Below are 12,593 nucleotides of genomic sequence, written 5' to 3'. Positions count from 1 at the left end.
TCCTTTTGTACTATGTCATCTTCCTTTTATCAAATGTTTCTAGTAGACTGGATACGTCCAAAGGGAATTTTATCCTAGAATGTGTGAGGTGCAATCAAATGGATGATCAATTTGACAATGTATTGAATCGGTTTAACACCCATTCCATGAAATGGGACCAACTGAATAAGCTTTTCGGCTCCACGGACGTTTTGCCGATGTGGGTGGCTGACATGGATTTTGTGTCTGCTCTGGCTATCCGCACGGCGATTGACAAAGTTACGGAGCACGGTGTATTCGGATATCCGTTTGTACCGGATACGCTGCGGGAAGCAATCCAAAGCTGGTTGGGTCGCCGGCACAACTGGCCTGTGGAAACGGACTGGTTTGTGTTCTGTCCTGGCGTTGTGACGACATTGGCTCTCTCGATCGAAACGTTTTCAGAACCTGGCGATAAAATCATCATTCAGCCGCCTGTTTATCCGCCGTTTAAACGGACGGTTGAAATGACAGGGAGGGAATTGGTCAATAATCCCCTCATATGGCAGGATGACAAGTATGTGATGGATTATGACGGGCTGGAGCAATTGATCGATGCACAGACAAAGATATTGGTTTTGTGCAATCCCCATAATCCGGTTGGACGAGTATGGACAAAAGAAGAACTTCAGAAATTAGGCGAAATTTGTGAAAAACATGGTGTGATGATACTATCAGACGAAATTCATTGCGATATCGTGTATCCCGATCATCCCTTTACGCCGTTTGCATCCGTACGGGAATCCTTTGCCCAACATTCCCTTACCTGTATGGCAGCTACCAAAACGTTTAACATTGCAGGGTTGCCGTTTTCCTATGCTGTGATTCCAAATGCAACGTTGCGGCGCAAATTTCAACAAGCATTGCTGCGTTATGCCCTTCATATGTTCAACAGTGTGGCAATCGCTGCAACGGAAGCGGCGTATCAGGATGGTGAACCATGGCTGGATCAATTATTGCAGTACCTAAAGGGAAATGTTGATACATTGCTTGCCTTTGTAAAGGAGCGCATCCCGGAGATCCGCGCCATACGCCCAGAGGGAACGTATCTCATTTGGCTGGATTTTCGCGCACTGGAATTATCGGATACACAATTGGGCGAATTTCTTACAAAAGAAGCAAAAGTAGGCCTGAATCTCGGGCATACATTTGGCGCTGGCGGAGAAGGATTTGCACGAATCAATATCGGCTGTCCGAGAACTACGTTGTTAGAGGGACTGTCCAGAATAGAAGCGGCTGTACAACGAATAAAAAGATGACAGTCTTTCATACATAGATGGTTCCGGTCGTACAAAAATAGACACTTGCCAAATGCAGTGTCTATTTTTGTAAGAGTAGGTATAGGTATAGGTGATAAAAGTACTATCCGGTACTGACAGTATAGCGCATATAGTCTTAAAATACTAGTACAAAAAGACTATTTACAACGGAAAAAATAATTGGCGCAGACAAGCAGTACCGATCTCTTGCTTTGAAAAACATGGAAAACGTACTTCTGCATACAAAATTGGAATTTCACACAATTTATTACTGAGGTGAAAAAGATGACTTCGAAAAAGTTAATGGTGTTGGTTTTTGGGATATGCGCCATTTTAATCGCATTAGCTTTTTATTTATATGAAGTACTCTCCTAAAGGGTGTTGCGGCAGTCAGACTATATCGAATGCATAACATCCTATTCAAAGATAGGACATTACAACCATATCAAAAAATGGATATGGTTTTTTTGCAATGAGTTTGCTATTTTGTGTAATAGATTTCCACCCGGAAAATTCAAGTATCTGTAACATTTTCACTACAAAACATTCATACATTTTCTCTAGCTGTACATCAAAAAACGTGCTAGGATACTTGTAAATTTGTTAATTTCAGGTTGTAACACAGAAAAAGTGGAGAGAACTGTAATTTAAGCAGAGGAGATTGTGACATATGGCAAAAGGATCATCGAAAATTGTGTTAATCGGAAATGGTGCGGTCGGTTCCACATTTGCTTATACGGTTTTGTTAAAAGGGCTGGCAAATGAGCTGGTCATTATCGATGTGAATCAAAACAAGGCGGAAGGGGATGTGCTGGATCTCAATCATGGTCTGTTGCTGGCGTCGCCGATGAAAATTACGGCAGGTTGCTTTGCAGATTGTGCGAATGCGGATATTATTGTAGTGACGGCAGGCGCGGCCCAGAAAGAAGGGGAGACCCGCTTGGCTTTAATGAATCGCAATGTAAAAATTTTTGAGTCGATTATCCGGCAAGTGGTTCAATACAATACGGACGGGATTCTATTAATCGCTACAAATCCTGTCGACATTCTGACACAAGTAGCTCTGAAACTGTCGGAATGGCCCAAGCAACGCGTTTTCGGATCCGGAACATTGTTGGACAGCTCCCGTTTTCGCTATCTGGTGGCGGAAAAATTTGGTGTAGATCCGCGCAGCGTTCACGGCATGATTATCGGCGAGCACGGGGATTCGGAAGTAGCACTGTGGAGTTCCTTATATATAGCAGGAGTTGGCGTCAACCAGCGTCAGCCAGGCAGCCCCTGGCATTTGACAGATGAGCAAAAAAACGAAATTTACAATGAGACGAGAATGGCAGCTTATAAAATCATCGAAAAAAAAGGAGCGACTTATTATGCCATTGCACTTGCATTGGCACGGATTTGTGAAGCCATTTTAAAAGATCAAAAAAGTATTTTGCCAGTGTCCTCGTATTTGGAAAACTATCATGGGATTGATGGCGTATGTTTGGGCGTCCCTTCCATCGTTGGCAGAAACGGTGTAGAACAAGTGATTCCTATGGCTTTAACGATCGAAGAAGAGCAGAATTTGCAGCAATCGGCGACAACTCTCAAGAAATTTTTGCATGAGATTGGATTTTAAAGGGAGCGAAGCAAATGTTCAAGATCCGCAACCTGGTGCTCATATTTGGCATCCTCATCCTTTTGGCAATTACCAATCCAGCCAAAACGGAATATGTTTCGTGGATCAAAGAAAAAGCAATGGAAAAAAGTAATTCCATGCTGCAAAAAGGACTTGTTTCATTACTCGGAGATAAGATGTTTGAAAATGCCACAAAAACGCAAAATTATGGCGTCTTTACCATTTTTGAAACAGACCTGGAAGGCAGCCGGGTGCAAGTGTTAGGAATCTTCCATAATTTTATCCCTTTGCGTAAAATAGAATCAAAGACAACGTCCGCATTGTTTTGAAAGGCAACTATGCAAACGGCGGGTGAGACAAAGGGGGTGCTCACTATGTATGTAGTGAATGCTGCTGAGATGCGGGCCATTGACCGATACACCATCGATATGCTAGGAATTCCAGGATTGGTGTTAATGGAAAATGCCGGTCGGGAAGCGGCGCGCATGATCCAGCAAAGCTATCCTGTACCATGCAATTGGCTGATTCTGGTTGGCAAAGGGAACAATGGCGGCGACGGATTGGTTGTTGCCCGCCACTTGTTTGAAGCGGGGTATGAGATACATATTGTGTTTGCAGAGCCGCCGGAGCGTTTACAAGGGGAAGCTGCGATCCAGCGGGATATTGTGACAAAGCTTGGAATTCCATGGTCTGTTTATGAACGGGAAACCATTCATTGGCATACGTTTGACGGGATTGTCGATGCATTATTGGGAACAGGATCCAAAGATGCGCCGCGAGGTTCTTATGCAGCGATGATTCGGGAAGCCAATCGAAGCGGCTTGCCGATAGTTGCAATCGATATTCCGAGCGGGTTGGATGCGGATACAGGAAAGGTGTACGATCCGTGCATACAAGCTGTACAAACAGCGGCGCTGGCATTTTTGAAACGTGGATTGGTTCAATATCCGGGGAAGCAATGGGCGGGAAAGATTGAAGTCGTGCCGATCGGAATTCCGGATGTCGTAGCAAAAACATTTGCTTTGCAAACGTTTCTTCTGAATGCTGACTTCCTGAAAAAACGGATGCAGATTGCTTCTTTGGTGGCGAGACAGCCAAGTACACACAAAGGCTCCTATGGGCATGCATTGATGATCGCCGGATCGCAGGGGATGAGCGGCGCCGGGCTCCTTTGCGCCGGCGGGGCTTTGCGCAGCGGCTGTGGGCTCTTGACATGGGCTTTGCCTGAGGCGTTGGCGAGACAAATGACAGGACATCTGCCGGAAGCCATGCTGGTCGGAGCTCCGGATGATGGTTCAGGAAATTGGACCGAGGGAGCCAGGGATACACTGCTTGCCGTATCCATTGGGAAGACGTCGATTGGGATTGGGCCGGGGATAGGGCAGTTTCCTGGAGGGCAGCAATTGCTGAAAGACATATGGGAGTCGGTGGGCGGCCCGTTGGTGATCGACGCAGACGGTTTAAATCTTCTGGCGAGGGATTTTAAACAATTGCCGAAGCGAAATTCATCAACCGTATTGACGCCTCATCCGGGAGAAATGGCGCGGCTTGCCCAGTTGCCGATCCAAGCCATTCAAGAAAACCGGATATTGATCGCCCGAACATTTGCCGTGGAACACCAGGTCACGCTGATTTTAAAGGGTGCGCATACGCTGATAGCCACACCGGAAGGAGAAGTATTTGTCAATCCTACCGGAAATCCGGGAATGGCTACAGGCGGGACAGGGGATATTCTTGCCGGACTTGTCACCGGTTTATTGGCGCAAGGCTTAAATGCTACGCAAGCGGCTTGTATCGGCGCCTATATACATGGGTATGCGGGGGATCTGGCTGCACATGAGAAAGGCATGAACAGTTTGCTGGCGGGAGATATCCTTGATAAAATTGGACAGGCTTTTCAAGTTTTCGCATAGTTGCAGGTTTTGAAAAATTGACAATTGAAAAAATACTGGCACAATTTTTGAAAAAAGACAGTGGAACGAGATGAAAATAAAGGGGTATTTGATTTGGCTACTATTGAAGATTTTCAAATATTAGATATTCGGATTGGCACGATTATTCATGCGGAGCCTTTTCCTGAAGCGAGAGTACCGGCCATTAAGCTGCAAATCGATTTCGGTCCGGAAATTGGAGTCAAACGATCGAGTGCACAAATTACGAAACGATATCAACCGGATGCATTGGTCGGGCAGCAAATTGTGGCAGTTGTCAATTTTCCGCCACGCCGGATCGCAGGTTTTCCATCGGAAGTCCTGGTGTTAGGCGGAGTACCCGAGAAGGGCGATGTAGTATTGCTCAAACCGCACCAACCGGTTCCCAACGGTACTTCGATTGCCTGAAGCAGATTTCATATTTCATTACACGGATTATTGCAGTAGGAATACATATCCTGCATGTGGCATGAAGCGTGCAATATAAATACATGCAAAACGAAAAGGAGTGTGTACCGCCCGCTACTTGCCAGCGGTTGGCACACACTTCTTTGTTTGAACGGCAATGCAACGAAACACAGACACCAAGAGCAATTGATTGGGCCAATTTATTTTGCGATAACTACATTTGTGTCTTGCTTTCCAATCAGTCGGCGGATCGGATACACTTGGCTTATCGGCACAGCGATACTTGTAGCGATCAGTGCTTTGATTGCATCGCCCGGCAAATATGGATAACAACCTAGGAGCATCGCTTTTCCGAAGCTTAAACCGGCAACATGCGCAAGCCATGGTACTCCTGTTACATAGAGAACAAGGGAGCCGAAAATTTCAAAGGACAGAAACATCAAAATCGAACTGACGATCGGTTTGCTTTTGAGGCGTTCTACAATAAAACCGATACACATGGCGGATATCGGATACATCCAAATAAATCCACCGGTAGGCCCTAAAATCAGTGCCAATCCGCCGCTTCCGTGTATCAGCGGTAAACCGAGTGTTGTCAATACGACAATCAGCAGCATACTAAAAAAGCCGTATCCAGCTCCAAGAAACGCTCCTGTCAACATGACCACAAGATTTTCCAATGTGATGGGAACAGGTGAAAATCCCAAATGAATGTTCAAAAAACTTGCTGCGGAAAAAATAGCTGCGAATAATGCGCTGAAAATAATGCCGCGAATCGTGAACTTTTCTCTCATTCGGAAGCCTCCTTACCAAAAATTAAATATTTCATTCTAAAATATTGCACATGATACATGCAACAAAACTTCTAAAAAATACTATACACATATCATTCTATTTTGTAAAAGAATAGTCAGCACACTATAATAAAATTCTGACACACGCAGTCACTCGCAACTGTCGATTTCTGAATATGTGAGGGAACTTATTTATGAATAATCATCCGATTCTTGAATTGCAAAATGTAAGTGTGGTATACCGACAAAGGAATGGCTTGCATACGTCCTTGCATGAGATCGGACTGCAAATCGGACAAGGAGAATGGTTGGCGATCGCCGGACGCAACGGCAGTGGAAAAAGCACGTTGGCAAAGGTGATTGCCGGTCTGTGCCCGATATCCAAAGGTACGATCACAAAACAAGCAGACTTGGGGCACATTTCGATGGTTTTTCAAAATCCGGATTCCCAATTGATCGGCGAGACAATATTCGAAGATTTATGTTTTAGCATGGAGAATTTCCAGGTAGATCCGAACGATATGGAAATACGTGCAAGAGAGGCATTGCAGCAAGTAGGACTTGCCATGGATATCCATTGGGAAGTATCCCGCTTGTCAGGCGGGCAGAAGCAATTGTTAAACATTGCCGGCTGCCTGGTCACAGGTGCGAATCTATTTTTGTTTGACGAGTCCACATCCATGTTGGATCCGCTGGCACGCGAGCGAATGTTGCAAGTGGTTCGTACGTTGCACAAAGCAGGCCGTACAATCGTATGGATTACCCAATGGATGGAAGAATTAGCCTGGGCCGATCGGGTCATTGTTTTGGAAGACGGAAGGATCAAGTTTTCCGGATGTCCCCGAAAATTTTTTTACGGCGTGTCAAATCAAACAGAATGGAGTCCGTGCGAACAATTCCGGTTTCCTCCGCCTTACGTGGTCCAAGTGGCTCGGCTGTTGCAGCAAAAAGGGATCGATATTCCCAAAGGTCCGTTGACGGTCGAAGAATTTCAACAAATGTGTGGTGCGATATGTCAATCTGTTTAGAGCATGTTACAGTTTATGCCGATACCAGCCTCAAGCTTCCGATTCTCCGGGACATTGGCTTTCGATTATCCCAAGGCTCCATTGTTCTGATTATCGGTCAAACAGGATCCGGAAAGTCTACTTTGATCGATGTAATGGCCGGTTTGAAACAGCCGCATATGGGCGCCGTTTCTTTTTTCGATCATCCGTTGTGGCACAAACATCGATTGAATCGAACCATAGCCACATCCATCGGCGTTGTTTTCCAATATCCGGAACAACAATTGTTTGCGGGAACAGTGCAAAAAGAGTTCGAATATTCGTTGCGTCCTTATGGATACACAAAGGAGGAGCGGATCGACCGAATCGATCGCGGCATGCGGGACATCGGGTTGCCGAGGGAATTCTTGCAGGCAAGTCCATTATTTTTGAGCGGCGGCCAAAAACGCAAAGTAGCGCTTGCTTCTACGATAGCTGCAGATCCGATATGGCTGTTTCTCGACGAGCCGACAGCAGGTCTGGATCCGTCAGCCATTTCTGAACTGCTGGATGGTTTGCGGCAATGGAAACAGCGGACGAATGGGACACTTGTCATTGCAACACACGATTTTGATACCTTTTTTCCCTTTGCGGATGAAGTGTTGATCATGGAAGGAGGCAAGCTCCTTTATCAGGCGGGGATCGATCAGCTGTACAAACATCCGGAGTGGCTGCAGCAAGCAGGTGTTGGCTTGTCCGGCAGCATGCAGGCGGCTTGTGCGCTTGCGGGCATTGGATATGCTCATATTGATCCCCGTTACACAGAGAGTCAAATGGCAGATGCAATTCTTGCAAACATGAGAGGCTGCACAACGATTCATCCACGAAAGGGTATGCGGCGACAGTTGGATACGCAAAAACCTTTGGTGCATTCGCAAATCCATGCAGTTTCACCTGACGCTTCCGCCCGCTTCCGGGAAGCAACGAATCGGGAACGGGAAGTGCAGCCGAACGCAAAACACCGCACGGAAAGCGGGAAGACAAATGTCCATTGGATGAGGCAATTGGATCCACGCGGGAAATGGCTGTCGTATGTGCTGATTTCAATAGGAATCGTAATGCAACTAACGTGGATCGGGACGTGTGTTGCCGGTATCGTTGCATTGTCGATGGTGTTCTTGTCCGGTTTGCATTTCCGTATGGTTTGGAGAATGATTCGTCCTTTTTTGTATTTTATGGGCGTTTCCCTGCTTGTTTCCGGCTTGCAATGGGATCTTGGCCAAGCGCATGAATCGTTGAAATTAACCGGTTTTTCCTTTGCGCAAGCTGCTTTTTCCTGCCTGCAATTGTCGCGTTATCTATGGATCATGATCCTGGGGATCGTCTTTGTACAAACAACAAGCCAGCTTAAGATCAAACAAGGATTGAAACAATCCCTCTCATTGCTCTCCGCGTGGCACGTGCCTGTGGAAGAATTTGCATTGGCCGCTTCCTTTATGCTGCGGTTTATCCCGATCATTTCTGCAGAGTTGGAGCGGTTTACGAGGATCGCCCGGGCACGGGGAAAATCGGCACAACGCCAATCAGGAAGTTTGCGGCTGCGGGATGTTCCCGTTGTAACCATTCCATTCCTGCTTTCCGTCATGAAAGTGGCGGAAGGATTTTCGGAAGCAATGGAAGCGAGAGGGTATAAAACGGTAAATAACGTACGAACAACAGGCATTGTTTTAAAAATGGAAAAAAAAGATTGGATAGCAATTGCAGTGGGAATTGTAATATTTACGATCATATTGTTGGCAAATCGTATGTAAGATAAAAGGGATACCTTTCGAATCGTGCTCGGATTCTTATGGAACCGGTATGTTTATATTTGAATTTTGTAAAAACATTGACGTAAGTTCAAACTTATGTCAAAATCTATCTGTATTTAATATTTTTAATCTTTATTTAATTCAAAAAATACAAGAGGAAAGGGGTGGAGTTGTATGAACGATCAACAACAAAAAAAATCAGAGCTGACTGCTTGGCATCTGCTGTTGATCATTCCGTTTATCGCAACATTATGGATGCCGTTTTACGCTTCCAAAGATCCGGTCATCTGGGGTATACCCTATTTTTATTTCTACCAATCTTTATGGGTAGTGATTAGTGCAATTCTTACCGGCATCGTCTATTTTGCTACTAAAAATCGGTAATTTTCCGATGAAAGAGTTTATGTAAAGCTACGACAAAAGGAACGGGCGTAATTGAACCGCTTATAAACTGAAATTTCCGAATGTTTCGATTCATTCGGAGCACTGGAAAGTTGCACATGTTTTCAAATTGCACAGGTTAACAAAACCAATGAGAGATGGAAAAAGATAAAAAATAGAGAGGGAGCCTATTATGAACTGGACAGCACTTATCGTATTCATTTTGTTTTTTGTCCTTGTAACAGTTCTCGGCTTCTATGCGGCAAATTGGCGCAGGGGAGATTTGAGGCAGTTGGACGAGTGGGGGTTAGGCGGAAGGCGTTTTGGTACGTTGATCACATGGTTTTTGCTAGGCGGAGATTTGTACACCGCATATACGTTTATCGCTGTGCCTGCATTGATGTATGGGAAAGGAGCGATCGGTTTTTATGCAGTTCCTTACACGATTATTATCTATCCCTTTATTTTCGTCGTGATGCCGCGTTTGTGGTCAGTGGCCAAGAAATATGGGTATATTACCGCTTCCGATTTTGTGAAAGATCGTTTCGGCAGCCGGACACTCGCATTGCTTGTCGCCTTTTCGGGAATCCTGGCAACAATGCCGTACATTGCCTTGCAGTTGGTAGGAATGCAAACGGTGTTGGCGTCCATGGGGTTGACCGGCACCGGCATTATTGGAGATTTGCCGTTGATTATCGCATTTGCAATATTGGCTGTGTATACCTATACGAGCGGTTTGCGCGCGCCTGCGGTGATCGCAGTGGTGAAAGACTTGATGATTTATATTACGGTCATCGTTGCGATCGTGTATATCCCTATCAAACTCGGCGGCTTTGGCCATATTTTCAGCGCTGCGGCGGCAGAATTGCCGAAGCATAAGCCCCCCGGAGCGCTGGTAATTGGGCCGAGCGGTTTTTGGGCATATTCGACGCTCGCATTTGGGTCCGCCATGGCGCTTTTCCTGTACCCGCACTCATTGACAGGCGTATTAAGTTCCAGCAGCCGGAATGTGATCAAGCGGAATTCCGCTTTGTTGCCTGCATACTCGTTGGCGCTTGGCATCATTTCCTTGCTTGGCTATATGGCGATTGCGGCAGGAGTTCATCCGAAAACTCCGAACGATGCGGTTCCAGGTTTGTTCTTGAAAATGTTCCCGGATTGGTTTACAGGTTTTGCTTTTGCTGCCATTGCCATCGGTGCGTTGGTTCCGGCAGCCATTATGTCGATTGCAGCTTCCAACCTGTTTACACGCAATGTATATAAAGAATATATCAATCCCAATTGTACGGCACATCAAGAATCGAGTGTAGCAAAACTTGTCTCCTTGCTTGTCAAGGTCGGAGCGTTGTTCTTCATCATCTTCTTGCCAAAGGAATACGCAATCAACTTGCAGCTGTTAGGCGGAATTTGGATTCTGCAGACATTGCCGGCTGTATTTATCGGATTGTATACCAACTGGCTGCATCGCCATGCACTGATCGTCGGCTGGCTTGTTGGAATGATTACAGGAACGTATATGGCTGTTTCACAAAACTTTAATTCCATCTATCCATTGCATTTGGGTGGTTCTGTGATTCCTGCATATGCTGCGATTTACGCGGTCATTATTAATTTGGCGCTTGCTGTCGTGCTGACACCCGTCTTCCGTGCGATCGGAGTCAAGCATGGCTCGGATGCTACAGCACCGCATGATTATCATTTTTCATCAGAGACCATTCAAGGGTAATGTAGCGATCAGTCAAAGGAAAAATTCTCAAAAACTCTTGGTTGCGGAGGCTTTTCGAGGATACATCATGGGATGCGGTTGTTCGGCAATGAACCGCATCCCATTTTCATGAAAGAATGTTTTTGAAAATGTTGAATCACATACGTTTAGTCTTTTTGGAGCAGTCCATTTGTGTGACCGAATGATTCAAAAAGACGATACAAAAAATAGAAGAAATGGCTCTCGTCGAAACATGCGTGAATGCAGATAATAAATGACAGAAGGAATTCAATCTCAAGAGATTATCGATTTCGATAGGGAGATGATCATCCAGACTGGAACGGTCATGGTGGATTCATATAAGATGTTTATTTTCGAAACAATGTGAAAAATATCACAAATAGATCAAACGATATCATGTGAAGACTGCACAGATGAGGGAGTGATTCCAAATGGATAAAATGTTTGGCATTGATTATGACTATTTTTCCAAAAAACTGCTCAACGAAAACGAGCGAATGGTTTTAAATACAGTAGATATTTCATTGCTGGTTGATCCAGAAACACATTCGATTTCGCGCATTGTTTATTTTTCTGATATTCCTAACCCAAAACAAATGATTGAGCAAGATCAAATCATTGATAGATTTATAAACCGGCTATATAAAGATCAGGAAGTTCAACTGTTGATCTGAGATTGTATAGGATAACCACAATCGTATGCATGTTTATAAAGCAACTGCCCACACTATGTACAACAAGAGTTTGTCGTCGCAAACGCTGCAAAGTCGGTTGCGATACATCATATCCGATTGATAGGTGATTGCATGAGCAAGAGACATTCGAAACGGCCCTTGATCCGTGGTGCTGAATCGGGACTCGATCAATTAAAAATTCAGGTGATGAAGCAGCAAGGATATCCGGTACGGAAGGATCGGCCCGATCAAGTAAAATACGAAGTCGCAAAAGAACTTGGTGTACCATTGAATACAGAATACAATGGCGAATTAAGCAGCAAACAAGTCGGGCAAGTGGGCGGTCATATCGGAGGCGCCATGGTGCGCGAAATGATCCGAATGGCACAAGAGCGATTGAACAAACCGGAACAAAAATAAAGAATATATGCTGTGAAAATTTAAAAACTCTGGGGAGAATTGCACGTTCTTTGTGGTTCTCCCCAGAGTTTTTTTTGTTGTTGCGGTGCGTAAATGTTAATCGTTCCATCTCCTGGATTATAACTTTAAAATAGAACGTCGACTGCTTATTGAGCGCTTGGTCCGGCAACATACCATTTACCGTTGTCATTTGTCAACGATAATACATATGCCGGCTGGGAATAAAATTGAATTTTTGCTTGCGTACCTGTTTGTCCAAGGTTTTTAAACATGACGGCATTTGGCTCAAGACTCAAATTTAATTGACGCAGTGCGTTGATCCATTGCGGTTGATTTTGTAAAGTCGGTGCAGAAAGCTGGTTTGCTTTATCATACTGTCCAAGTTCAATATAATGCACAAAATTTTCTGTAACGACGAGTGGATCGTTCTGTTTCCGCACAGGGTCTTGAAGCACTTGCAGAAGAATGACTGCGACGATGCCAATGACCATAACGGCTGTTAAAAGAATTTTTACAAACGCATTGGATGCTTTCATAAGTTTCTCCTTTTCATGTATATAATTTTTC

13 protein-coding genes are annotated in these 12,593 nt (G+C 44.9%); 11 read left to right on the top strand and 2 right to left on the bottom strand.

The features are described 5' to 3' along the window. Positions 1-98 precede the first annotated feature (98 nt). The 5 genes from LSG31_RS19325 (at position 99) to csaA (ending at position 5,234) form a co-directional block, all read left to right on the top strand. Complete coding sequence (locus tag LSG31_RS19325) at positions 99-1,277, top strand: MalY/PatB family protein (protein ID WP_347436671.1); 1,179 nt, start codon at positions 99-101, stop codon at positions 1,275-1,277. Positions 1,278-1,947: 670 nt separating this feature from the next. After that, positions 1,948-2,895 carry an L-lactate dehydrogenase gene (locus tag LSG31_RS19320; RefSeq protein ID WP_347436670.1) on the top strand — a complete coding sequence of 316 codons (948 nt, stop codon included), beginning with the start codon at positions 1,948-1,950 and terminating at the stop codon, positions 2,893-2,895. Positions 2,896-2,909: 14 nt separating this feature from the next. Beyond that, on the top strand, positions 2,910-3,224 hold the full coding sequence (locus LSG31_RS19315) for a hypothetical protein (protein WP_347436669.1): 315 nt from the start codon (positions 2,910-2,912) through the stop codon (positions 3,222-3,224). 45 nt (positions 3,225-3,269) lie between these two features. Beyond that, positions 3,270-4,808, top strand: coding sequence for an NAD(P)H-hydrate dehydratase (locus LSG31_RS19310; RefSeq protein ID WP_347436668.1), 1,539 nt, complete (start codon positions 3,270-3,272; stop codon positions 4,806-4,808). Between the two features lie 93 nt (positions 4,809-4,901). Beyond that, positions 4,902-5,234, top strand: a complete 333-nt coding sequence (csaA, locus tag LSG31_RS19305; RefSeq protein ID WP_347436667.1) for a chaperone CsaA — start codon at positions 4,902-4,904, stop codon at positions 5,232-5,234. A 200-nt stretch (positions 5,235-5,434) separates the two neighbouring features. On the opposite strand, the gene LSG31_RS19300 is transcribed toward csaA, so the two are convergent. After that, positions 5,435-6,028, bottom strand: coding sequence for a biotin transporter BioY (locus LSG31_RS19300; RefSeq protein WP_347436666.1), 594 nt, complete (start codon positions 6,026-6,028; stop codon positions 5,435-5,437). Between the two features lie 194 nt (positions 6,029-6,222). Between LSG31_RS19300 and LSG31_RS19295 the strand changes: the two genes are divergently transcribed. From LSG31_RS19295 to LSG31_RS19270, 6 genes are all read left to right on the top strand, one after another. Continuing rightward, positions 6,223-7,056, top strand: coding sequence for an ATP-binding cassette domain-containing protein (locus LSG31_RS19295; protein WP_347436665.1), 834 nt, complete (start codon positions 6,223-6,225; stop codon positions 7,054-7,056). After that, complete coding sequence (locus LSG31_RS19290) at positions 7,041-8,825, top strand: ATP-binding cassette domain-containing protein (RefSeq protein ID WP_347436664.1); 1,785 nt, start codon at positions 7,041-7,043, stop codon at positions 8,823-8,825. The genes LSG31_RS19295 and LSG31_RS19290 overlap by 16 nt, the downstream gene beginning before the upstream one ends. A 174-nt stretch (positions 8,826-8,999) precedes the next feature. Next, positions 9,000-9,209, top strand: coding sequence for a DUF3311 domain-containing protein (locus LSG31_RS19285; protein WP_347436663.1), 210 nt, complete (start codon positions 9,000-9,002; stop codon positions 9,207-9,209). A gap of 190 nt (positions 9,210-9,399) precedes the next feature. Further along, the gene (gene mctP, locus LSG31_RS19280) at positions 9,400-10,932 is read left to right on the top strand and encodes a monocarboxylate uptake permease MctP (protein ID WP_347436662.1); all 1,533 of its coding nucleotides are present in this window, start codon (positions 9,400-9,402) and stop codon (positions 10,930-10,932) included. 431 nt (positions 10,933-11,363) lie between these two features. After that, positions 11,364-11,606, top strand: a complete 243-nt coding sequence (locus tag LSG31_RS19275; protein WP_347436661.1) for a hypothetical protein — start codon at positions 11,364-11,366, stop codon at positions 11,604-11,606. 132 nt (positions 11,607-11,738) lie between these two features. Beyond that, entirely contained in the window at positions 11,739-12,026 is a 288-nt protein-coding gene (locus LSG31_RS19270) for an alpha/beta-type small acid-soluble spore protein (RefSeq protein WP_347436660.1), read from the top strand. Between the two features lie 146 nt (positions 12,027-12,172). On the opposite strand, the gene LSG31_RS19265 is transcribed toward LSG31_RS19270, so the two are convergent. After that, on the bottom strand, positions 12,173-12,562 hold the full coding sequence (locus tag LSG31_RS19265; protein WP_347436659.1) for a hypothetical protein: 390 nt from the start codon (positions 12,560-12,562) through the stop codon (positions 12,173-12,175). Positions 12,563-12,593 lie beyond the last annotated feature (31 nt).

Origin of the sequence: Fodinisporobacter ferrooxydans (assembly GCF_022818495.1) — a bacterium.
GTDB lineage: Bacteria > Bacillota > Bacilli > Tumebacillales > MYW30-H2 > Fodinisporobacter > Fodinisporobacter ferrooxydans.
This window is presented reverse-complemented; position numbering and strand designations above follow the sequence as displayed.